A 22,273-nucleotide genomic window follows, 5' to 3' on the forward strand; every position below is an offset into this window, starting at 1 on the left:
GCTCAAAACCTTCGTGATCGCCGACGTCAACGTCGTCTTCCCATGATCAACATGACCTATCGTCCCAACATTTATATGAAGCTTGGTACGCTGAAATTTCGCCTTTGACATCCCCTAACCCTCCTCTGTGCTTGTTAAAAATTCTAACATTTTGGAGCCCACGACCGGGATTGAACCGGTGACCTCTTCCTTACCAAGGAAGTGCTCTACCCCTGAGCTACATGGGCAATTCTTTGTATAAAATTCTTATTTATTATATAAAAAAGGATGTCGCTTTCTCTTTATCTTTTACTGGAGCGGGAAACGGGACTCGAACCCGCGACCCTCAGCTTGGAAGGCTGATGCTCTAGCCAACTGAGCTATTCCCGCCTTAAAAACAAAAAATAAATCTTAGTGGTGGGGAGGGGAGGATTCGAACCTCCGAAGGCATAAGCCGACAGATTTACAGTCTGTTCCCTTTAACCGCTCGGGAACCTCCCCGCAAATATACACTCTGGAGCCGATGAGAGGATTTGAACCTCCAACCTGCTGATTACAAATCAGCTGCTCTGCCATTGAGCTACATCGGCTCTTAAATATAAAACGAAATTATTGATTAAGATAAATAGAAAAGAGTAAATTTAACGTATTTAAATATTTTTGTCAACTTTTTTATTATGGATTTTTACCCTTTGTCTTAATATTTCGTAAATAATTATAGCAGATGCCGACGATACATTAAGGGAATTTATCCTTCCTTTCATAGGAATTGAAATGAGTATATCGCATTTTTCTTTGACCAATTTCTTTATCCCCTCCTTCTCATTCCCCATAACAACCCCCAGCGGTCCATTGAGATTTTGGTTATAGATCGGCTTTTTAACCTTTTCATCCGCTCCCACAATCCAAAAACCCTTTTTTTTCAAATATTCTATTGTTCTCGAAATATTGATTACCCTCGCCATCTTCATATACTCCAGGGCTCCAGCAGAGGTTCTGGCAACTGCAGGTGTGACCCCAACCGCCCTATTTTTAGGAAGAATAATTCCTTCCACCCCCAGAGCTTCTGCAGATCGAATTATAGCCCCTAGATTTTGGGGATCTGTGATTCCATCTAGAATTAAAAGGATAGGGTCACTCCTCTTTTCTAAAGAAATATGAACCAAATCTTCAATTTCAACGAACCTTTTAGCAGAAACAATTGCCACTACTCCTTGATGCTTCCATGTCCCAGAAAGTGTATCTATTCTTTGTTTGTTCCTTAAACTTAACTTGATATTTTTGTTTCTGGCCAGTGTTTTAATCTCACTTATATCTTTTCCCTTTTTTTGATATGCAATGATTATTTCTGATATATCTCTCGCTTCTGATTTAATGGCTTCTAAGACAGGATAGATACCGTAAATTACCTTTTCACCTTCCATTTTGTCCCTCGAGCTGTATCTTCTAATATTATTCCTTTTAGATTGAGATATTCCCTGATCTCATCAGCCTTATTCCAATCTTTTTTTGCCCGTGCAGCATTTCTTTCTTTAATCAACGACTCAATCCTATCAGTAGTCAATTCAACCTCTTTTTCTAAATCTATTCTCTTCGTATCCTGAAACCACTCCTCTGTTTCTAATTTAAAAAGTCCAAGGATGTTCCCGATATCTTTAAAAGTGTCTTTAAGTGGAATAAAGGTCTTACTATTGAAAAGATTCCCTTTTCTCTCAATATTATCTAAAATTTGGTTGAAAACTCGAACGGTATCGAATATTTCACCCAGTACCCTCGCAGTATTAAAATCATCATCCATGGCATCTTTAAATTTTATTCTCAATCTCTCTGACAAATCTCTTATTTCTCTCCTGGTATCAGTATCTTCGGTTTCCCCTTTTTCTAAATCATTTATCTTTCTCATCATTGTATAAAAACGATCCAAGGCAGACTGAGAGTCTAATAGGTTTTTATCATTGAAATCAATAGGGCTCCTATAATGATTAGATAACAGAAATAATCGTACAACCTCAGGATGGAAACTTTGCAAGATCTCTTTTATGGTAAAAAAGTTTCCGAGAGATTTTGACATCTTTTCTTGATCTATGAAAACAAACCCGTTATGAATCCAATAGTTAACAAATGGCTTATCCGTAAATGCCTCTGACTGGGCTATCTCATTTTCATGATGGGGAAATATGAGATCTTTTCCACCGCCATGGATATCAAGGGTTTCTCCCAGATATTTCTGACTCATCACTGAACACTCTATATGCCAACCAGGTCTTCCTGGGCCCCAAGGACTATCCCATGAAGGTTCATTCGGTTTGCTTGACTTCCAAAGGGCAAAATCGAGGGGATTTGTTTTTTTTTCATCAATCTCAATCCGGGCTCCTGCCTCCATCTCCTCTAAATTTCTTCCAGAAAGCTTGCCATAGTCTTTCTTTTTTTCTACCGAAAAAAACACATCCCCATCTTTTACATATCCATAACCCTTCTCTATAATCCCTTTTATTAGATCAATCATATCCAAGATATGTTCAGAGGCCTTAGGTTCAACCGTTGGCTTTTTAACACCCAAAGCATCCATATCTATGGTAAACTCTTTTATATATTTCTCTGCAATCTCTTTAAAATCCACTTTTTCTTTGTTAGCCTTGTTTATAATCTTGTCATCCACATCAGTAAAGTTCCTTACATAGACAACATCATAACCTAAAAAGAGAAGATAACGATAGATAACATCAAAAACAATGGCGGCCCTCGCATGTCCTAAATGACAGTAATCGTAAGCGGTGATTCCACATGCATACATCCCAACTTTTCCCTGCTTTGTTGGGACAAATTCCTCTTTTTTTCTAGATAGAGTATTGTATATCTTAAGAGACATTGTCTAACCTTTCATTAAATACTTGCATTTCTGCAATCACGGATCAAATCTCTATTAAAGATACTACTGAATAGGCAGAAATACCTTCTCCCTTTCCTATAAAACCAAGCCCTTCAGTAGTTGTGGCTTTAATGTTAATTTTATCTATATCTATATCTAGAATATTGCCAATGTTCTGCTTTATTTCTGGAACATAACTGTTTATCTTGGGTCTTTGTGCAACAACAATTGAATCGATATTATTTATCATAAATCCTTTTGATCTCATTATTTGCGCTACCTCTTTCAGCAACTCTAGACTGGGTATATCCTTATACTCTGGATTGTCATCAGGAAAGTGCTTTCCGATATCCCCTTCGCAGAGAGCACCCAGGATTGCATCACAGATAGAATGTAGGAGTGTGTCTGCGTCTGAATGCCCTAAAAGACCTTTTTCATAAGGTATTACCACACCTCCCAATACTAACTTCCTGCCATCAACTAATCTATGAACATCATATCCTATACCGATACGCATATTACCAATACAGTTACTATATAAAAGGTTTTTATTTTAGGTTAATAAAGTTTAAGGTAATTTATTTGATCGGATTCTAAGCATGGTTTCCCCTAATGCAAGATCTTCTTGTGTGGTGATCTTTATATTATAGGGAGACCCCTTTACAATCTTTACCTGATATCCAGCCCATTCAACGATAGAGGCATCGTCTGTTGCATAATATCCTTCCTTAAAGGCCTTTTCAAAGGCCTTTTTAAGTATATCAAATTTGAAGGCTTGAGGGGTTAGAGCTTTCCAGATATGTTCCCGATTCAGGGTTCTGATAACCATACCTTCAGGTGATACCTCCTTGATTGTATCAACCTCCGGAACAGCGACTGTAGCTGCACCATATTCCCTTGCCTCTTCAATCACATCTAAAAATATCTGAGAACTTACAAAAGGCCTCACACCATCATGGATTACAACTAAATCAGTATCACTATCTAACTCTTTAATCCCATTATAGACCGAGTCCTGTCTCTCTCTCCCACCAGTAACTATCTTTTTAATCTTACTAAAATTATTTTTTCTGACGATCTCTTCTCTACAATATTTAATTTTATCTTTGGAAACGATTAAAAAGATTTCATTTATTTGATCACAGTCATGGATTTTCTGAATGGTATGAGTTAAGATCGGTTTTTCTCTTAAAGATAAAAATTGCTTTGGAAAAGACTTTTCGAATCTCCTCCCCGTACCAGCAGCAGGAATAATTGCTGCGATTCTCATCACTTAAATTTCCTTTTCGAAATTCCCTCGTTTCATAAATAATGACTTTAATCTACTTGAAACTTGGAGATATTTTTAAGGATTAGACAACCTCCTCTTTTGTAACCTCCTCTTTAGGTTTTGTAAATATCATTCTTCCAGCAGTTGTCTGTAAAACACTGGTTACTAAAACTTCTAAGTTTTGACCTATATGCCTTTTTGCATTATCCACAACAACCATTGTTCCGTCATCGAGGTATGCAACTCCCTGGCCGTATTCTTTCCCTTCTTTCAAAATATAAACATTCATTACTTCTCCAGGTAAGACAACAGGCTTTAATGCATTGGCCAATTGATTTATATTTAAAACAGTAACACCCTGTAATTCTGCTACCTTATTTAAGTTGAAATCATTTGTGATTACCTTTCCTCCCAGCATTTTACCCAAAGCAACCAGTTTTGCATCTACCTCTTTTATCTTTGGAAAATCCTGATCAATAATCTTCAAATTTATATCTACATTCTTCTGCATCTTTTGAAGGATATCGAGTCCTCTTCTTCCTCTATTCCGCTTCAAAGAATCTGGTGAATCTGCAATCTGTTGAAGTTCATTTAAAACAAATTGTGGAATCATTAAGACACCCTCTAAAAAACTGGTTTCAGCAATATCAGCAATGCGACCATCAATGATAACACTGGTATCGAGAATCTTTATATTTTCTTCATCTATTCCAGTTTGAAACATCTTCTTAAATCCTGTCATCTCAAGCTCTTTAGACTTTTTTATCCCTAAAACCAATCCAATATAACCAAAAACGGTACTGAAAAATATAGGGATAACCTTATTAAGAAGAGGGTTAGTTATATTAAGAGAAGAAAAGGTAAAGATTAGAAGATTTGCAATAAAAAGGCCTAAGATAAAACCTAATAATCCTCCAAGAATAACTCGGTGCGACACTCTGACAAAATTCTTTTCTAATAATATAACAAAGATTGCAAGGGTAAAGCCTACACCTAAACCAATCAATGAAATGATATTATCCGTTTTATCAATCTGACAACCAATAAAATAACCCCCCCCTGCAAAAATTATGATTAAAACAAATCGAAAAAAGTTAATTCCCATCTTATTTCACCTCCTTTCTCTCTAAGCTTTAATATTTTTCATTTAAACTTTATATTTTATTAATAAAATAATCAATAGTCAAGTTTTAAACAAAAAGGGAATCTCCTCAATTTTTTATAAATAAAATAATATCAATAGGTTTATAGAATCACTTTTGTGTTTCATCTCTAAAATTTAAAGATGGAAACGCCCTTCAAAAAATTTTTTATTCTTTTAAAATCAATAAAATAGGATAAAAGGTAAACTTTATTCAATACTACTTAGAGAAGGATTTCAATAGCTTGATGGACGTTTTCTACTGGAATGATCTCTGCTGAGCCCTTTTTTTCTTTTAATGCTCCTTTTTGGGGAATAAGGCATCTTTTAAAACCCAATCTTTCAGATTCATTTATCCTTCTTTCAATATGAGAAACATTCCTTACCTCTCCCCCTAAGCCAACTTCTCCAACAACTATGGTATCTGAATCTACAGGTTTATTCTTAAAACTTGAAGCAATCGCAATAATTATTCCAAGATCGATCGCAGGCTCATAGATTTTAACTCCCCCAGCTAAATTTACAAAAATATCCTGATTATGGATTCTAAATCCGATCCTTTTTTCTAAAATGGCTATCAATAGTGAGACCCTATTATAATCTAGGCCTATTGTCATCCTTCTTGGTATCTGTAATATTGATGGGGAGACCAATGTCTGAATCTCGACCATGATGGGCCTGCTCCCTTCCATACTTGGTACAATTACAGACCCAGGAACATTCTCGGAACGTTTAAGCAAAAATGCCTCAGATGGATTTGAAATCTCCTTGAGGCCCTCTCTCTCCATAGAGAATACTCCAATCTCATTTGTAGAACCAAAACGGTTCTTAACAGCTCTTAATATTCGATAAGGATAATTTCTCTCCCCTTCAAAATACAACACCGTATCAACAATATGCTCCAAAACCTTTGGTCCGGCAATAGCACCATCTTTTGTAACATGGCCTATAATAAGTGTAGAAATCCCTATTGCTTTAGATAAAAACATTAGCTTTGAAGATACATCCCTAACTTGAGAAATACTCCCCGGTGCTGATTGAAGTTCTTCAGTATAAATTGTTTGGATTGAATCAATAACCAAAAATAATGGTTTAAACCTTTTAACCTCTTTTATTATTTCTTCAAAGCTTGTCTCTGAAAGGATAAAGAGATTCTCTGACAGGGTATTTAGCCTCTCTCCACGAAGTCTTATTTGACTAAAAGACTCTTCCCCAGAAACATAGAGAATTCTACCCCCTTTTTTAGCAATTCTTCCCATTGCTTGAAGAAGAAGGGTAGATTTTCCAATTCCAGGATCTCCACCAACCAGTACCACCGAGCCAGGAACAACCCCTCCTCCCAAAACCCTATCAAATTCTAAAATCTCAGAAGAGAGCCTCTTATTGAAGCTTTTATCTATATCTGTTATTGGAGTAGGTCCTTTTTTATCTGACTCAAGGAATCGATAACTTTTTCTTAAGGACGTGGTTACCAGTTCTTTTTCTTCTACTAAAGTATTCCACTCATCACAACCAGGACACCTTCCCAGCCATTTTTGACTCTTATATCCACACGCTTGACAAAGAAAATAGGTCTTTTCTTTTGACATAAAATAATGACCTTTTAGAATAATAAGTGATTGATCAGTTTTAGCTAAGATTTCCTTCTGATATACTCACCACTCTTACCCCCTCTTTTTTCTTCGAGTCTTATATCCGAAATCACCATATTCTTATCCACGGCCTTGCACATATCATATATAGTCAAAGCTGCTACAGAAACCGATGTTAGGGCTTCCATCTCTACACCAGTCCTCCCAATCACCTTTACCCTAGACTCTATTTCTATATCACAATTCTCAATCGAAGGTTTAAAATCTATATCTATACCTGTAATCTCTAAAGGATGGCACATCGGTATGAAATCTGATGTCTTTTTTGCCCCCATGATTCCAGCTACTCTGGCCACATCCAGTACATCTCCCTTTTTAATTCTTCCTTCCATTATCATCTTGAGAGTTTCGGCCTGCATTTTTACTCTCCCCTTTGCCACAGCCTCTCTCTTTGTAACCTTTTTCTCACTCACATCTACCATTTTTGACCTTCCCTCTTCGTCAAAGTGTGTGAATTTTTTCATCTTTAAATCCTCAAAATTTGAATATTTTTTTAATCGTGGATAAAATTAAAAAAACCTGCAGATTTTGTGGAAAAATTATAGTAGAACTGAAAATAGATACACCTTTATTATCAACTAAATATTCTTAATAAATCAAAAAAAGAAAGCTGCCAATTTCAGAAGAAATATATTTTCTTATCCCAAAAATTAAATTGATGAATAAGGAGAATAATCTGAAACCTTAGATAAGATACCTAATTTTTATAGTTAAACTGATTCGACGCTTTTAATTTCAGGTATTTGTTCTTTTAGGCTCTGTTCAATACCCATCTTAAGAGTAATCTGAGCGCTTGGGCATCCAGAACAAGCACCCCGAAGCCTTACCTTTACTACACCATCAACCACATCTACTAGCTCAACATCACCACCATCTGCCTGAAGGGCTGGACGTATAGTCTCTAATACCTTTTCAACCTTTTCTTTCATTCTTACTCACCCTCATCTAAAATTATTAAAAAACAAGAACAAAATTATTATTCTTTGATCATTTATTTAATTATAGAAGAAAAAACCCTTTTTTCAATTAAAATAAATTTTTATTACTGGTTGTCTTTTGCTAATTTAAAAACCTACTTATCCCATTGTACTGCTTGGCCTGATAGATAAATGCCTCTATCCTTTTTTGAGTCTGGATATCCTCTTGACCATCATAGGAGAGATTGATCCATGGAATGAAGTTAATGTCTTCCCTTAATCTTTTAGATATAGCTGTAACAATCATTCCAGGCATACAGGTAAAAGGCATGACATTAACCATTCCTGAAATCCCCTTTCTGATAAAGTCTATTGCTTTCCCGATACTGAGTATCGCTTCCCCACCAACAGAGGAGGGGAGATAGGAATGACTGTTACCCAATAGCTCTTCGGTGGTCGGCTCCCTATTGTTCCTCAAGATATCGTAAAAGATTTCCATCAACTGATGCTCATCATGCTTTTGAATCTTATCCTTGATATAGGCCTTGAGATAATCGAGATATTTTTTGTTATTCAAACTCTTCTCTTTGTAACAGAGGTTGGTGTAAAAAAGCCATTCGGAGAGAGGTGCCACCCATGCTTCTCCGCCAAATTTCTCTATCATTCTTACCACATCCTTGTTGCTGAACCGATTGCTTCTCAGATATATCTCGCCCACAACCCCGATAACCGGCTTCTTTTGGGAGCGATCGACCTCGATCTGCTCCATCATCTCTTTTATTTCCCTCATAACCCTTAACAAATCTTCACCGCCTCTTTCAGCGCATCTCTCAATCATCCTGAGCCCCTGCAATCTGGCCCTATCAGATTCCCCTTTGTTGACCTCGTAGGATCTGATCTCGTTCGTCAATCTATCCAGAAGATCCACGGCAATGACTCCCTTCCAGGCTATTCGCTGAAATCGGGCATCGAGCCCGTCAAAATCGGTATAAGAATCTTTTGAATCGGGGGAGATAATTAAAACATCCCCATAGCCCAATCTTTCAAGTAAAAGCCTCTGCGTGACATTGTACTGACCGAATCTGCAGGGACCATCAGCGCTCGGCATAAAGAAGGCACTCCGGGAGGGATTAAACCCAGGGCTCCTGATCTTCTTTATCAGATCCCCTGTCGTGACAACAAAGGGAAAGCATTCCTTGCCAGAGGTATACTTCTTTCCTAACTCTAGGGTTTGGGAGTCCGACTCTTCCAATACCTCTGACTCGATATTGCAGGCCCGCATAGCTGCTGAAATGCAATAGGCGTGGTCCGCCATATGAGGGAGATATATCACCCTATCGTTGTAAGACCTCTTCCTTATTCTTCTTGCTGTATCCTCCCTATGGCTCTCCTTCTCCTCTTTATCCAGATTCTCCAAGCTGTCCAAGAAGGCCTCACATCGGGTAACCACACCGGCATCAGCGCTGTGTTCATCTAGCTCCAGTTCTAAACATGGCTTATCTTCCATAAGTTCCTTAACAAAATGGGATATAAAAGAATCAGGACCACATTTAAAACTAGAGAGATATATTGCATAGAGCCTCTGGTTTTTTCTGATAACCTCAGCAGCAGCAAGAATCTTCTGTCCATGGCTCCAGTACATGTTCGGATGTTTATAAGAAATATCAATCCCCTCCAGTGAGAGAAAATCCATGGGGATAGCCAGCACCCTCATATTTCTCAGCTTTCTCGGAAGCCCGATATTCATACCAGGATCGCATCCGTTGTAAGGTCTGCTAATGATGACAAAGGCCTTGTCATTCTCCTTTAGGGAGCGCAATACCTCATCCCCTTTCTGTCTGATTCTTTGATAAAATTTCTCCTGTGCCTCCTCTCCCTTAATAAGTGCCTTTATAATCTCATCTTTTGACTTGCGCAGTTTCCTCCCAAACCTAACGATCTCCTTCGTCAAACTCTTCTTGCCGTTTTGATAGTGAAATGTGGGATAGAGGAATTTCGTTTTCCTATTCTTGAAATCTATGGCTGATTTTACAATAAAGGGAGCAGCCTGAACCAGAGGGCAATAATAGTTCTGGGTCAATTTCGGATTCATCCTCTTAGTATTAATCATACTGGGAAGAAAGATATAATCGACCCCTTTCTCCATAAGATTCAAGACATGGCCATGCACAATCTTTATAGGAAAACAGGTCTCAGCTGTCTCCGTCTCCACGGAGATATTAATCATCTGCTGATTGGTGTAATCGGAAAGAACGGTTTCAAATCCCAACTCCTTTAAGAATCTGTTCCAGAATGGAAATAATTCATAGAAGAAGAGCACCCGTGGAATCCCGATCTTTACTCGCTCTTCATCCTTCTCCTCAATTTCTTCATCGTCTGAGCCAAAGAGGATTTCATTTCTCTCCTTATAGAGATCGGGTAAATTGTTTTCCTGAGCCTTTTTGTTATCGATCTCAAACTTCTCGCATCGGGTTCCATAGTAGAGGGGCCTTTCTTCCTCAAACTTTATCTTCCTCACATCACACATATTCTCGCAATCCCTGCACTGGATAAAGCTGGTTTCATATTTTCTATTACCGAGATCAAAGCCTTTAAAACGGGTTGGGCCTCTCTCAGATTCTATAGCAAGAATTGCAACACCAATCGCTCCTGTGACATCATGATGAGGTGGAACAGTCACCTTCTTGCCGAGAACCTTCTCAAAGGCTGATACTACCCCTTTATTCGATGCCACTCCTCCCTGAAAAAAGATATGATTCCCTATTCTCCTATCCTCAACAACCCTGTTTAAATAATTAAGAACAATAGAATATGCTAAACCAGCTACAAGGTCATTTTTTTTCGCTCCCTTTTGTTGATAGGAAACGAGATCCGATTCCATAAAAACAGTACACCTATCTCCAAACCTGCAAGGATTTTTTGATTTTAAAGCCATATCACCAAACTCATCTATTATACTCATATCTAATTTGTCAGCCTGTTCCTCTAAAAAAGATCCTGTTCCTGCAGCGCATACCTTGTTCATCTCAAAATCTACAACCTTGCCATTATCAATGCTTACATATTTTGAGTCTTGTCCACCAATTTCAAATATGGTATCGACCTTAGGATCAATGTGAATAGCAGCAGTGGCTTGTGATGTAATTTCATTTCTAATGATATCCCCACCTACATACTCCGCAGTTAAATATCTCCCGGAACCAGTTGTAGCTGCTCCTCGTATCCTTACCTTATCTCCAATTTCTCTTCCAATCTCACCAAGACCCTTGCAAACGGCCTCTAGTGGCCTGCCAGCTGTCTTTAAATATCTCCTTGCTAATACCTCTTTATCTCTGTTTATAACTACGACATTGGTACTGAGAGAACCTACATCAATACCGACATAGGCATCAACCTTCTCATTGTCCTCTTTTATGGTTTTTATAAAAATCTTACTTCGCAAATCCTCCTCTTTATAAGGCAACGGTTCTAATCCATTTGCTAGCTCTACCTTTTTCTCCAGATAGTCTTCAAGAGGTTGAAGACTTAAACTGAACTCTTTTTCAAGATTTGGATTATCCATTAAAAATAGGGTGGCACCAATAGCACCCATAGAAAAATGATGTTTTGGAATAATCAATTCATTACTATTTAAATCAAAGATATCTTCAAAGGCCTTCACCACAGCCTTGTTTGCAGCAACTCCGCCTTGAAAAGAAATAGGCTTCTCAAAGTTTTTTCCCTTGCCTAAATTGCTTTTAAAACATCTGGCCAGGGCATAGCAAAGACCTGCTAAGATATCATAATCAGGTGTACCTATCTGCTGCAAATGGATCATATCTGATTTAGCAAAAACACTGCATCTTCCTGCAATTCTTGTTGGGTTTTTTGATTTTAAGGCGAGAGTTGCAAATTCATCTTCTATTGATATGCCTAAACGACTGGCCTGATGATCGAGAAAAGAACCAGTACCTGCAGCGCACTGGGTATTCATTTCAAAATCTTTTAATTTTGCCTTTCCATTTCCCTTATCTCTTTCCAGTATAATAAGTTTGGAATCCTCCCCACCCATCTCAATGATTGTGTTCACTTGAGGATACAACTCGCCTGTTGCAATTGTATGGGTAATGATCTCATTTACAGAAGTCCCTCCCATCAAGGATGCTACAAGATCACTCCCAACCCCTGTTATGGCAAGACCTTTGACTCTGCATACTTCTATTCTTGATGATACTTGCTCTATAAGATTTATCAAAACCTGAATAGGTTGGCCTTTATGCCTCTGATAATACTCTTTTACAACTTCCTTTCCACTATTCACTATCACAAGCTTTACACTGACAGAACCGATATCAACCCCTAGATAAAAAGAATCAATAGCTTTCATGGATATTTACCTTGAATATAAAATTCTTTTTTGAATTTTAAGACTAAGGAATTATGGAATTATAAGATACGTCAAACCTTATACTGTCTTATTTTTACCGAAGCCTCCTTAAAAAGTCTAACAGAAGCATCATTTAAAGAATAGTCCATATCATAGACCACCTCTTTTATACCGGCATTGATAATCATCTTTGCACAAATAAGACACGGTGAAAATGTACAATAAAGGGTTGAATCTTTGAGGCTTATGCCATGATAGGCAGCTTGGGTTATTGCATTTTCTTCAGCATGGGAACATAAACACTCTTCTAATTTGTCCCCTTCTGACGAGAGGTCATTGCATCTCGGGCAACCACCCTCATTACAATTCTTTGTTCCTCTTGGAGTACCATTATACCCTGTTGAAATAATTCTTCTATCTTTTACAATGATCGCTGCTACTTTTCTTTTGATGCAATTGCTTCTCGAAGCGACTACCTTTGCTATACTCATAAAATACTCATCCCAGTCTGGCCTTTCAAAGTTCATCAATGCCCCCTTTATTATCCCGTTAACCTTTTCATAAAGTTCTTCTAATGATCCATCATTTATAATAGTAAAATCTGCCATCTCCTGACATTTCACAACCTGTTGTTTCACCTCTTCTTGATTAAATGATTCTTTTTCTTCAAATATTAAAAATTCCTCAAAGGTCTTGGGATCATTTTCTCTCCCTCTTTTCTTTATCCTTTGAAACCTTATCTCTTCTGAAGCATCGATATTCAATAATTTGAAATTACCATTCTTTCTCAAAACCTCTATCTCTTTGGGGTGCCTGATGGAATCAATGATATAGTTCTTATCTTGTTCCAGTTTCGATAATATTCTCTCTGCCAAAATAGAAGCCCCGTATTTTGTCCTCATCTCATTTCCTACTTTGATGAGCAACTCCCTTGTTATCTCTTTACCCCTTTTCTCTATTTCTTCCCTGATGACATCTGACAGAGAAAAATAATAGAAGCTTCTCGTTTTCAAATATTCGGCTACGGCTCCTTTACCACCAGCATTCTTTCCGGTGAGTCCAATTATCATAAAAAATCCTTATAGGTTTGATAGATTCATTCTATATAGCACTGACGCAAAAATATATCAATCTATAATTTAAGTATTTTCATCATTCAGTTGAAGGGGTCAACTCCCTGTTTAACCATTCATTAAAAGCTTAAAAAAACTCAAGGATTTTCTAAAAATGCCGATAAAATAGATAAGAAATTTATATATTGCTAAGGATAGCAATAACCTGAAAATTCCAAGGAGGGATGAAAATGGTAGATATTGTTATTCCATCTATAATCAACACGACACCTGTTCCTGCAAGAAAAAACTTCTCAAACAACCCCGAGTCCCTGAGAGGTAAAATTCTTGATGTAAGAGATGGACGGAAAAGACAGAGACGTTTTAAAAATATACCTTTCAACAAAATAATAAAAGAGAGAAGATGTAAAGAGGAACCGAGAAAAAGCTCGCCAGCACAGGATCATACGGTATCAAGGATAGTTACCTTTTACATGGAATCAAATAGTGATTTAAAAAATCTTATTGGTAAAGAAATAGCCATGAGGGTTATCAACCCCTAAAAACTCTTTTTCTCATTTTGCTTCTCTTGAATACCCTCACCTTGTCCAGAGGTTTTTAAAAACCAAGAATTTACTCGTTGGTATTATTATTTCTTTCGCTTGCTATTTTTTTATTTTATTTTATTTATATATCTCAATAGCTCTGAATCTGACCCCAAAACCAAGGTGGTCTCCTCATCTATAGTCTTTTTGTAGGTCTCAAGTGTCCTTAAAAAATCATAAAATTTCGGGTCTTTCTGGAAGGCATTGGCATAAATTTTTACGGCTTCGGCATCTCCTTCTCCTCTTGTTTTTTGGGCCTCTTTGTAAGCATCGGCCAGGATAATCACCCTGTCTTTATCTGTCCCTGCTCTTAGCTTTGCCGCCTGCTCTTCCCCCTCAGAACGATATTTCTTGGCTATCCTTTCCCTCTCTGCCCTCATTCGAGCAAAAACGCTCTCTTCAACCTCTCTGGGTAAGTCCGCCCTCTTTATCCTCACATCAATAACCTTGATTCCATATTGCCTGGCTTTCTCTTCACTCTTTTCATGAACAACCTCCATAATGGCTTCTCTTCGAACATCAATGATCTCCGATAAATTATGACGAGCCAATTCCTCCCTCAGGTTAGCAAAAACAATATCGTCTAACCGTGCCTGGGCTCCTGCTTCACTTCTCACGGTCTTAAAAAATTTAAGGGGATCGATAATCTTCCACCGAGAATAATTGTCCAACACGAGGTTCTTCTTGTCCTTTGTAAGGATCTCTGAAGGAGCAGCATCATATTCCAAGATCCTTTTATCAAAGTAGTGGACGACTTGAACAAAGGGGATTTTGAAGTAGAGACCTGGCTCGGTGGCTGACTGAATATACTTTCCAAACTGGGTAACGATAGTGGTTTGAGTTTCATCTACAGTAAACAAAGACGCACTTCCTCCAATCAAAATGATAAGGAGTAATATGATCAACGCCCCTTTTTTAATATTCATAATCTCCCCTCCTCTCTATTTCTTTTTCTGTGGCAAAATTTTTGATTTACTCTGTTCTCCCAAGGGTAGGAGCTGAAGAATATTGCCCCCGACCTTATTATCGATTATAAACTTTTTCACTCCTGGCAAAACCTCTTCCATGGTCTCTAAGTATAGCCTCTTTAGAGTCACGTCTTTGGCCTTTTCATACTCCTTCAAAACGGTTAGAAATTTTAAGGCATCACCCTGTGCCCTTTTTATCCTCTCTTCCTTATATCCCTCGGCCTCTCTTACTATCTCCATTGCCCGTCCTTTCGCCTTTGGGATTATATCTTCTTGATATCCCCTGGCCTCATAGATAAGGCGTTCCCTATCCTCTTTAGCACTAACCACATCTTTAAAGGCACCCTCTACCTGTTTAGGTGGACGGACTGTCTGTAATTTCACGTCCGTTATCAATAACCCTGATTCATAACTGTCCATTATCTTCTGCAAAAGAGATCTTACTTCACCCTGAATCTGAAACCTTCCAACGGTCAAAGCAGCATCAATAGAACTCCCGCCAATAACCTGTCGCAAAGCTGCCTCACTGGCATCCATGAGCGTGCCTTTAACATCTTTAACTTTAAAGAGATAATCTGAGGGGTTCTTTATCTTGAATTGAACAATAACCTGAGCATCCACGATATTTTCATCACCTGTCAGCATCAATGACTCTGGCTCTACAAATTGATACCGGGCAGGTGGGCCGGGATCAATCGTCCTAAAACCTATCTCAATCCTCTGTATCGCAGTTACTCTGGGGGTATTTACCACTTCCATTGGCCAGGGCATGTGATAGCGAAGACCTGACGAAGTGATTCTTACCTGTTTGCCAAAGCGCCTCACCACACCCTGCTCATCAGGAGAAACCGTATAAATTCCAGAGGCGAGCCACAGTAAAACCGCAATACCAACAAGAACTTGAACCAAATACCCCTTTCCTTTAAACGTTTCTTTTACCTTTTTAACAATCTCTTCTGTCGATGGGGGTTTTCCTTCCCATTGCATAAAAATACCTCCTTTATAAATTATCTCTTTGGAATTAAAAACTAAATCTTGTCTTTGTTTTAGTTAGTCTCCCTTATTACAAGGATGGTGTCAAGAAAAATACTCAAAGTGCTTGTTAAATCAAAAGGAGAGATTAATTAATCGGCTCATATTTTCTGTTCTCAAGAAAAAAAGTTTTAAAGCCCTCTCAAAAAGATAAAGACGACTAATACTCATAAATAATAGCTTGACAGGAATTTTTGGGGGTGCTAAAAATAAATTCGAAGATTATCCTGTTTTTTTGGAAAAATGAAGGCGGCATAGCCAAGTGGTAAGGCAGAGGTCTGCAAAACCTTTATACCCCGGTTCGAATCCGGGTGCCGCCTCCAAAATTTTTTCATTGATTTCTCCCCTGTTTTTTAAAAAATATCTTTACTTCTTAAGACGATTTATCTTTCATTTGGAGACCATGGAGAGAGAGGATTGGCGGATAATATCAAAAAATTATTGATAATCAGCACAATGATTCTTTTCGGCTGCTCCCTTAATCCCTTTTCACGCCATTTCCATAAAACAACGATTAAATCGAATCCCTCAGGAGCAAAAGTATTTATTAATGAAAAACTTATAGGCAAAACACCCGTAGTTTTTTATGAAAAAGACGAAGAAGAATCCTATCTCTTTAAAATAGAAAAGGAAGGCTATAAATCCCATATAGAAACAATCATGACCGCTCTTGAAAAAACCAATAAGAAAAACTGGGGGGTGTTATGGAGATTTCCCTTGACGAACTTTCCCTCCTCTCTTCCAGACGAACTTGTTTTTAAACTCATCCCTGAGTCAGAATCCGTTAAGTAGATTTTTTGCAAGGACTTCTGTTTTCAAATCTAATAAAATATTGACAGAAAATAGAAAAAAGAATATAAAAATAGCTACTCAATGGATGCCGGGGTGGCGGAATTTGGTAGACGCAAGGGACTTAAAATCCCTCGGCCTTCGGGCTGTGCCGGTTCAAGTCCGGCCCTCGGCACCATTTTTTATCCTCATTCCTTGTAATCCTTTCTTGAACAAAAAATCATTATAAAACAAAAGGTTAAAATTAACAAAGCTAACCTAAATAGATTATTGACAATTTTCTATGTATATGCAAAAATTTATTGCCTTTCACTTTTTTATTCCGCATCCTGATATCCGCATTAGAATCTTTAGTGAGTATTAAATTTTGGATATTATATATCTTCTGCTTGATTATTTCTGCAAAACAATTTTCTGCAAAATAACTTTTCTTCTTTTATTCCTTCTTATTATTCTTGTGATGATTTTGGTACCATTAAATAAAAATAAAAAGAAAGAATTTAAGAGAAAATATCCTAAAAAGCATGGATGGATATTTTTTGTTTTATATTGGCTTTTTGGAAAAATATGATGGGTAACACTTAGACATTTTTTTATAAGATTTTTGCCGAGAGTTTTTGACAAAGAATGTATATATGACCATTGTAAGAAAAAGAGCAAGCCTTGGTGGCAAGACTCTTGTATATTGATTCATTTAACTTTTGCCATATTACTTTTTTATTGTTCTGGTTACTGCAGCCTTGGAGATACATTCTGGAAAGACCTGTTCTTTTGGGTTGCCGTATATCTTCTTGCTGATATTTTGGTTTTCGATACCAACATGTTTTTCTTTGACGACCTAGAACAAACGGAAGAAGTAAAACCCTTTCGGAGAAAAAAAAAGGACTGTGGCAAAATGGTTTGGAGCCACAGAAGGCTCTTACTTCAAGTAGCTATTGATATAGTAGAATCTGTATTACTTTTCGCTGCTTTATATAAATTTTTTTCTTCCGCTTCAATATTAATATGTGAAGCTTTCCAAATCAGCTTTACAGCGGCATTTACCTTAAGTTTCATGGATGAGTTTAGAGACAAGGTTCCATGGTTGTTATGGGCAATTCAGATTGTATTTTCGTTCTATTTAATTGTATTGATTCTTACTACACTTGCTTCAATCGGCTTCAAGAGGAAAGAAATAGCAGATCCCGATAAAGATTAAAGTTTGTGATAAATTTGTGATAAAAAATATCAAAAAGGGGGGAAATATGATCGATACAACAAAATGCCCTATTTATAATGATTCTTGTACCAATCATTTAGATTGCCTTTTTCAAAGAGTCGGTGGCTGTGCGATTGTAGTGGCAGCTCGAAATTCAGAAGAAAATAAAAATTCAATAAATCAAATTGTGATGGACTTAACTGATATTCGACAACACCTCACTGATATCAATAAAAAACTGAGCCATTAGTTTTTAAAAAACTAATATTTTATAAAATTTTTTTGTTTTTTCGTAAGCAGAGGTGTATTATTAGATTTTATCTACAAGGGAGAAAATAGGAAGTATATGAAACTGAAACAGGAGCAAAAAAGACAAATAGAAGAAATCGTTACTGGGTATAGAGGCCCAAAAAATTGCAGATGCTACAGATCGGGATTTGAAAATCTCTGCAGGGCAGCAGATATTGGGCTTAAATCGTTTCTTTTGTGTTTGGAAAAAAATCCGTGGGAGTGTAAATTTTCATTGTCTCGTGGGCATCAATATTTTTGTACTTGTCCTCTTCGTAACTATACCATGAGGGAATTGAAGAAGGAGTAAACCTCGAATTTCATCATTTCACACAATATAAACAATATAAAAAAACTACACAAATACTCTTAAACCTTTTTTGCTTTTTTTGGGAGCAGAGGTGAACTATTAAGTTTTATCTCTAACGCTTCTCCCCCCTCCCCTAATATTCGCTGTGATAAAATTGCGATAAAAAATATCATTAACCCCTTTCAGATTTTTCAGGGATTTCCCCCCTTTCGATTTTTAGGGATTTGACAAGCAAGCGAGGACAAAAGAAGCAACTGTCTGAGAGCGAAGCTCGAGTTTGTTGCTTCTCGAAGCAGAGCAAAGGCAAATCCCGTTAAGAAAATCGACGGGGGTGTCCTTCTTTGGTTCGTTTGCTTTCGCAAGCAAGAAAGTCACTTCTATTTCTTTGTCGGATACTTATAAAAGCTATAGATGAGATAGCCCAATAATCCCAAAAATACAATGACACAGATTTTGAACACAAAAGGGTCAAAACCAGCTACCCACCAAACCAAAATCAGCCCCAAAATCCCACCAAAAAGCCGTGCGATAAATAAAAATATTTTTATTTTTAGTGGCAGTGGTTCTGGTGGTGGCTTTGATAGTGGTTGTAGTGATTCAGGAGTTAAAACCATTTTCTTTTTCTCTCCTTCTTGTGTTAAATATTAAATAACACAGAATGGACTTTGAAACCAGTCAAAACTCAAGCTTTCATAAAAAGATTTTTACCCCAATATAGATATTTTGACACTCGATTTAAATCTCTTGATACATCCAAAACCCAAATATTCACCCAAGGCTATTACAATTCCTCTAATTTTCAATAAGTTATATACTAACTCCATCCCTTCTCTATTTTATCTTTAAATACCTTCTTCGTGGAACAAACATTGCATAATTCTTCTTCTTTGGATAAATCTAAATAAAAAAGATCCCTTATTTAAATCATCTAAAACAAAACTTATACGGAGATAAATGTAAATGATTAAAATCTTTAAGAATCAGGTTCGATTTAACTCTACGAGAATTATTCTCGCTGGTATCGCAGTCTTTGCAGTAGTACTCGCCTTATTTCTTATACAGTACTCAAAAAAAGAAGATACAATTAAAATAGGAGCCATTGTCTCTCTCTCTGGTCCTGCATGGTATCACAAAGATGCCAGTGATGGTATGCTTCTGGCTGCAGGGGAGATCAATTTCTGGGGTGGAGTAAATGGAAGGAAAATAGAACTCATTATTGAAGACAGCAAAACAGATCCTGAGGTGGCTAAAAAGGCCTTTAATAAAATAGAAGCAACCCACCACCCTGTTTTATATATCTCAAGTTTAAGTGCTGTATCTATGGCTTTAGCGCCTATGGCTGAGAAAAATGAAGTTGTCCTTGTTGGGCTTATAGCAGTAACGCCAAAACTTAAAGAACAGAATGAATGGGTTTTTAAGTATTTTACATCACCAGAGATTGAAATCATACCTATAATGACAATCCTTAAAGAATTAAAAGTCAAAAGCCTGGGTATCCTTTACTTGAACGATGAGTACGGTACATCTGTTTTTGAATTACTCAAGAAAGAGTTTGAAAAAATTGGGGGCAAGGTTCAGAGTGAAAATTTTGGAAAAGACCACCGTGACTTTAAAGAGTATATCTCAAAGCTCAAGGATATGGAGGCCATTTTTACTGTAGGTTTTGCCTCTCATCTCAAAGATGTATTTCAACAACTTCGGGAAGAGGATTTTAACGGATACATCCTCGGTCCGGCTACAGCTACCTGGCCCCCTGTCAGAAAAATGCAACATACAAATGGAGTATATGTGGCTGCACCCATCACTTACAATCAAAACAACATCTTTGCCAAAGAGACAAAAGAAAAATATGAAAAGAAATATAATAAACCTTTTAATCACTATGCAGCTAATGGTTATGACTTTATAAAAATTTTAGCTGGTCTTTTAGAGGATAAAGAAATTTCGCGAAAAAGTATAAAGAGTCTGTTGGATGGTGGGTTCATCTACTCAGGTCTCTTTGGAGATATTGATTTGAAGCCAGGAGAACATAGCATAAACTTTCCACTCTTTCCTGCCCAGATTATTGATGGAGAAGTTGAGTATATGTATTGGAGATAAAGATGCGGCTTAAGATAGGAACTAAATTAATTCTTGGTTTTATGCTTTTTGTCTTTCTCATGACAGTCATATCGCTCTATTCAGTAATGATGAGCAAGAAATCTCTGCAAGAATCTGTTGGTCAAGATTCGATATTTTTAGTCGAGGAGATGCTGAAAAGAATCGATAAGGATATCTTTATGCGGCTTGAGGAACTCCAAAATTACACTAAAGATTCTAACCCTCAAAAAGCTCTTTTTGAATCTAACAGAGAGTTTGAGAAGTTAGATAACATACAAGAGTATATCAATCAAAAGGATAAAGAATGGGTTTCTGCACCAAAAGAAGCTATCACTTCCTTTATGCAGAAACTAATAGACAACCCATTGGCAAATGAGATAAGCAGAATATTTATTGAATTTTATGAAAAAAAGTATGGGTACAAGCTCTTTGGAGAGGTCTTTGTATCAAATAAATATGGCGCAAACATTGCTCAAACAGGTAAAACCTCGGATTACAGGCAGGACGATGAGAAGTGGTGGCAGATTGCAAGAAACGATGGTTTTTATATAAGTGATATTGAGTATGATGAAAGTGTTGGTATACATTCTATTAGTATTGGGGTAAGAATTGAAGATGAAAATGGAGACTTTTTAGGTGTAATGAAGGGAGTTATTGCTGTTAGCGGAATTATAAAGGAGACAGAGATTGCCACGAAAAAATATGAAACAACTGAGATAAAACTCATCACAAATGATGGAAATTTGTTTTATGCAACAAAACCTTTCAAAATTTTGGAAAATGTAACTGAAAAAGATTTTTTCAAAAAGTTAAAAGGTGATAATGGCTTCTTTGTTGAAAAGGAAGGTGGGAGAGAAAAACTCTTTTCATATTCCCAATCAAAAGGCTATAGAAACTTCAGGGGGCTAAAATGGTTTCTTTTAGTGGAATATGATGTAAAAGAGATATTAAAACCCATTTTTTTGCTAAGACATAGAATATTTCTTATTTCTGCTGTTGTGATTACGATCAGTATCTTTATTGCCCTTTTCATTTCTTTTTCCATTTCTAATCCTATCAAAAAACTCACAAAAGCTTCTGAAGAGATCTCCAAAGGAAAGTTAGATATAAAAATTGGTCCCAAACTGTTATCTACCAATGATGAAATCAGCGTTTTGGCCCGCACCTTTAATCAAATGATTGAATCACTTGAAAACCGTGAGAAAGAAGTTATCCAGCGTACCAAGGAGTTGGAATCTTCACAAGCCTCTTTACTTAAAGCAAATGAAAAACTTCAAAAGGAAATTTTAGAACGCAAGCTTGCTGAAGATGAAGTAAGGAATAAGGCAGGGCAGCTAAAAACCCTTTATGAGACAGGCAAGAAAATTACCTCCATTGTCTCAAAAGAAGAGCTCCTCCCCTGGATAGCAGAGCAGGCTGCCAAACTCCTTAATGCTGATGAGTGTCTTTACCGGATAAAAGATGGGGATTATCTTATACGGGGTGGTGGTACCAAAAAGGGTATGGAATTGATGGAAACCAAGAGGTTAAAAATAGGTCAGAGTCTTAGCGGTATTATAGTAAAGGAAAAGAGACCGTTAATTTCTAAGGATATAAGAGAAGATGAAAGATATAAAAAAGAACACAGGGAAGTTGCTAAAAGACTTGGTCTTGTATCCTTTCTGGGTGTGCCCATGTGTATAGAAGGAAGGGTTGTCGGTGTTTTAAATATTATGTCAAAAAAAACAAGAAAATTTA

Annotated in this window: 21 protein-coding genes and 6 tRNA genes; 9 read left to right on the top strand and 18 right to left on the bottom strand. The window is 37.1% G+C overall.

The annotated features are described in order from the left end of the window. The 15 genes from VMW81_08665 to VMW81_08735 form a co-directional block, all read right to left on the bottom strand. Window positions 1-111, bottom strand: a 111-nt coding sequence (locus VMW81_08665; protein ID HUU51018.1) for a GTP-binding protein, incomplete at its 3' end; no start/stop codon positions are given. Between the two features lie 41 nt (window positions 112-152). Further along, window positions 153-227, bottom strand: a tRNA-Thr gene (locus VMW81_08670). A 65-nt stretch (window positions 228-292) separates the two neighbouring features. Then, window positions 293-369, bottom strand: a tRNA-Gly gene (locus tag VMW81_08675). Between the two features lie 25 nt (window positions 370-394). Continuing rightward, window positions 395-480, bottom strand: a tRNA-Tyr gene (locus tag VMW81_08680). A 14-nt stretch (window positions 481-494) separates the two neighbouring features. Beyond that, window positions 495-569, bottom strand: a tRNA-Thr gene (locus VMW81_08685). A gap of 60 nt (window positions 570-629) precedes the next feature. Then, window positions 630-1,403, bottom strand: coding sequence for a 23S rRNA (guanosine(2251)-2'-O)-methyltransferase RlmB (rlmB, locus tag VMW81_08690; protein HUU51019.1), 774 nt, complete (start codon window positions 1,401-1,403; stop codon window positions 630-632). Further along, a complete protein-coding gene (cysS, locus tag VMW81_08695; GenBank protein HUU51020.1) occupies window positions 1,385-2,848 on the bottom strand; it encodes a cysteine--tRNA ligase in 1,464 nt (487 codons plus the stop codon). Before cysS ends, rlmB begins: the two co-directional genes overlap by 19 nt. Before the next feature lie 43 nt (window positions 2,849-2,891). Further along, the gene (ispF, locus tag VMW81_08700; protein HUU51021.1) at window positions 2,892-3,365 is read right to left on the bottom strand and encodes a 2-C-methyl-D-erythritol 2,4-cyclodiphosphate synthase; all 474 of its coding nucleotides are present in this window, start codon (window positions 3,363-3,365) and stop codon (window positions 2,892-2,894) included. Between the two features lie 51 nt (window positions 3,366-3,416). Continuing rightward, window positions 3,417-4,118 carry a 2-C-methyl-D-erythritol 4-phosphate cytidylyltransferase gene (gene ispD / locus VMW81_08705; GenBank protein ID HUU51022.1) on the bottom strand — a complete coding sequence of 234 codons (702 nt, stop codon included), beginning with the start codon at window positions 4,116-4,118 and terminating at the stop codon, window positions 3,417-3,419. An 82-nt stretch (window positions 4,119-4,200) separates the two neighbouring features. Next, the gene (locus VMW81_08710) at window positions 4,201-5,223 is read right to left on the bottom strand and encodes a PIN domain-containing protein (GenBank protein ID HUU51023.1); all 1,023 of its coding nucleotides are present in this window, start codon (window positions 5,221-5,223) and stop codon (window positions 4,201-4,203) included. Between the two features lie 260 nt (window positions 5,224-5,483). Next, window positions 5,484-6,848, bottom strand: a complete 1,365-nt coding sequence (gene radA / locus VMW81_08715) for a DNA repair protein RadA (protein ID HUU51024.1) — start codon at window positions 6,846-6,848, stop codon at window positions 5,484-5,486. A gap of 44 nt (window positions 6,849-6,892) precedes the next feature. Then, window positions 6,893-7,375 (bottom strand): cyclic pyranopterin monophosphate synthase MoaC, encoded by a 483-nt coding sequence (moaC, locus tag VMW81_08720; protein ID HUU51025.1) that lies wholly within the window; start codon window positions 7,373-7,375, stop codon window positions 6,893-6,895. Between the two features lie 246 nt (window positions 7,376-7,621). Beyond that, a complete protein-coding gene (locus tag VMW81_08725; protein HUU51026.1) occupies window positions 7,622-7,840 on the bottom strand; it encodes a NifU family protein in 219 nt (72 codons plus the stop codon). Window positions 7,841-7,970: 130 nt separating this feature from the next. Next, the gene (locus VMW81_08730; protein HUU51027.1) at window positions 7,971-12,194 is read right to left on the bottom strand and encodes an acyl-CoA dehydratase activase; all 4,224 of its coding nucleotides are present in this window, start codon (window positions 12,192-12,194) and stop codon (window positions 7,971-7,973) included. A 71-nt stretch (window positions 12,195-12,265) separates the two neighbouring features. Continuing rightward, a complete protein-coding gene (locus VMW81_08735; protein HUU51028.1) occupies window positions 12,266-13,264 on the bottom strand; it encodes a deaminase in 999 nt (332 codons plus the stop codon). 233 nt (window positions 13,265-13,497) lie between these two features. Between VMW81_08735 and VMW81_08740 the strand changes: the two genes are divergently transcribed. Continuing rightward, window positions 13,498-13,809, top strand: coding sequence for a hypothetical protein (locus VMW81_08740; protein HUU51029.1), 312 nt, complete (start codon window positions 13,498-13,500; stop codon window positions 13,807-13,809). A gap of 110 nt (window positions 13,810-13,919) precedes the next feature. On the opposite strand, the gene hflC is transcribed toward VMW81_08740, so the two are convergent. Together hflC and hflK are read right to left on the bottom strand one after the other, a co-directional pair. Further along, entirely contained in the window at window positions 13,920-14,777 is an 858-nt protein-coding gene (hflC, locus tag VMW81_08745) for a protease modulator HflC (protein HUU51030.1), read from the bottom strand. A 15-nt stretch (window positions 14,778-14,792) separates the two neighbouring features. Beyond that, entirely contained in the window at window positions 14,793-15,806 is a 1,014-nt protein-coding gene (gene hflK, locus VMW81_08750; GenBank protein HUU51031.1) for an FtsH protease activity modulator HflK, read from the bottom strand. A 293-nt stretch (window positions 15,807-16,099) separates the two neighbouring features. Between hflK and VMW81_08755 the strand changes: the two genes are divergently transcribed. The 6 genes from VMW81_08755 (at window position 16,100) to VMW81_08780 (ending at window position 18,436) form a co-directional block, all read left to right on the top strand. Beyond that, window positions 16,100-16,174 (top strand) — tRNA-Cys (locus VMW81_08755). Window positions 16,175-16,268: 94 nt separating this feature from the next. Beyond that, the gene (locus VMW81_08760) at window positions 16,269-16,643 is read left to right on the top strand and encodes a PEGA domain-containing protein (protein ID HUU51032.1); all 375 of its coding nucleotides are present in this window, start codon (window positions 16,269-16,271) and stop codon (window positions 16,641-16,643) included. An 87-nt stretch (window positions 16,644-16,730) separates the two neighbouring features. Further along, window positions 16,731-16,818 (top strand) — tRNA-Leu (locus tag VMW81_08765). A 507-nt stretch (window positions 16,819-17,325) separates the two neighbouring features. After that, window positions 17,326-17,838, top strand: a complete 513-nt coding sequence (locus VMW81_08770) for a hypothetical protein (protein ID HUU51033.1) — start codon at window positions 17,326-17,328, stop codon at window positions 17,836-17,838. A gap of 46 nt (window positions 17,839-17,884) precedes the next feature. Further along, entirely contained in the window at window positions 17,885-18,088 is a 204-nt protein-coding gene (locus VMW81_08775) for a hypothetical protein (protein HUU51034.1), read from the top strand. A 96-nt stretch (window positions 18,089-18,184) separates the two neighbouring features. Beyond that, window positions 18,185-18,436: a hypothetical protein gene (locus VMW81_08780; protein HUU51035.1), complete on the top strand. Its 252-nt coding sequence runs from the start codon at window positions 18,185-18,187 to the stop codon at window positions 18,434-18,436. Between the two features lie 377 nt (window positions 18,437-18,813). Here VMW81_08780 and VMW81_08785 read toward each other — a convergent pair whose 3' ends face one another. Then, window positions 18,814-19,050 (bottom strand): hypothetical protein, encoded by a 237-nt coding sequence (locus VMW81_08785; GenBank protein ID HUU51036.1) that lies wholly within the window; start codon window positions 19,048-19,050, stop codon window positions 18,814-18,816. Between the two features lie 346 nt (window positions 19,051-19,396). On the opposite strand from VMW81_08785, the gene VMW81_08790 reads away from it, so the two are divergent. Together VMW81_08790 and VMW81_08795 are read left to right on the top strand one after the other, a co-directional pair. After that, complete coding sequence (locus tag VMW81_08790) at window positions 19,397-20,536, top strand: ABC transporter substrate-binding protein (protein ID HUU51037.1); 1,140 nt, start codon at window positions 19,397-19,399, stop codon at window positions 20,534-20,536. Between the two features lie 2 nt (window positions 20,537-20,538). After that, window positions 20,539-22,273: GAF domain-containing protein (locus VMW81_08795; GenBank protein ID HUU51038.1), on the top strand; the 1,735-nt coding region annotated here is incomplete at its 3' end.

Source organism: Nitrospinota bacterium (assembly GCA_035528715.1).
Lineage (GTDB): Bacteria > JADFOP01 > JADFOP01 > DATKYB01 > DATKYB01 > DATKYB01.

What these genes read in the sequence shown, in the direction of transcription:
- hflK (HUU51031.1), bottom strand. Translation starts at nt 15,806, where the DNA reads ATGCAATGGGAAGGAAAACCCCCATCGACAGAAGAGATTGTTAAAAAG.
- VMW81_08790 (HUU51037.1), top strand. Translation starts at nt 19,397, where the DNA reads ATGATTAAAATCTTTAAGAATCAGGTTCGATTTAACTCTACGAGAATT.
- VMW81_08725 (HUU51026.1), bottom strand. Translation starts at nt 7,840, where the DNA reads ATGAAAGAAAAGGTTGAAAAGGTATTAGAGACTATACGTCCAGCCCTT.
- cysS (HUU51020.1), bottom strand. Translation starts at nt 2,848, where the DNA reads ATGTCTCTTAAGATATACAATACTCTATCTAGAAAAAAAGAGGAATTT.
- VMW81_08730 (HUU51027.1), bottom strand. Translation starts at nt 12,194, where the DNA reads ATGAAAGCTATTGATTCTTTTTATCTAGGGGTTGATATCGGTTCTGTC.
- VMW81_08735 (HUU51028.1), bottom strand. Translation starts at nt 13,264, where the DNA reads ATGATAATTGGACTCACCGGAAAGAATGCTGGTGGTAAAGGAGCCGTA.
- VMW81_08785 (HUU51036.1), bottom strand. Translation starts at nt 19,050, where the DNA reads ATGGTTTTAACTCCTGAATCACTACAACCACTATCAAAGCCACCACCA.
- VMW81_08710 (HUU51023.1), bottom strand. Translation starts at nt 5,223, where the DNA reads ATGGGAATTAACTTTTTTCGATTTGTTTTAATCATAATTTTTGCAGGG.
- moaC (HUU51025.1), bottom strand. Translation starts at nt 7,375, where the DNA reads ATGAAAAAATTCACACACTTTGACGAAGAGGGAAGGTCAAAAATGGTA.
- VMW81_08775 (HUU51034.1), top strand. Translation starts at nt 17,885, where the DNA reads ATGATCGATACAACAAAATGCCCTATTTATAATGATTCTTGTACCAAT.
- rlmB (HUU51019.1), bottom strand. Translation starts at nt 1,403, where the DNA reads ATGGAAGGTGAAAAGGTAATTTACGGTATCTATCCTGTCTTAGAAGCC.
- ispD (HUU51022.1), bottom strand. Translation starts at nt 4,118, where the DNA reads ATGAGAATCGCAGCAATTATTCCTGCTGCTGGTACGGGGAGGAGATTC.
- hflC (HUU51030.1), bottom strand. Translation starts at nt 14,777, where the DNA reads ATGAATATTAAAAAAGGGGCGTTGATCATATTACTCCTTATCATTTTG.
- ispF (HUU51021.1), bottom strand. Translation starts at nt 3,365, where the DNA reads ATGCGTATCGGTATAGGATATGATGTTCATAGATTAGTTGATGGCAGG.
- VMW81_08740 (HUU51029.1), top strand. Translation starts at nt 13,498, where the DNA reads ATGGTAGATATTGTTATTCCATCTATAATCAACACGACACCTGTTCCT.
- VMW81_08780 (HUU51035.1), top strand. Translation starts at nt 18,185, where the DNA reads ATGAAACTGAAACAGGAGCAAAAAAGACAAATAGAAGAAATCGTTACT.
- radA (HUU51024.1), bottom strand. Translation starts at nt 6,848, where the DNA reads ATGTCAAAAGAAAAGACCTATTTTCTTTGTCAAGCGTGTGGATATAAG.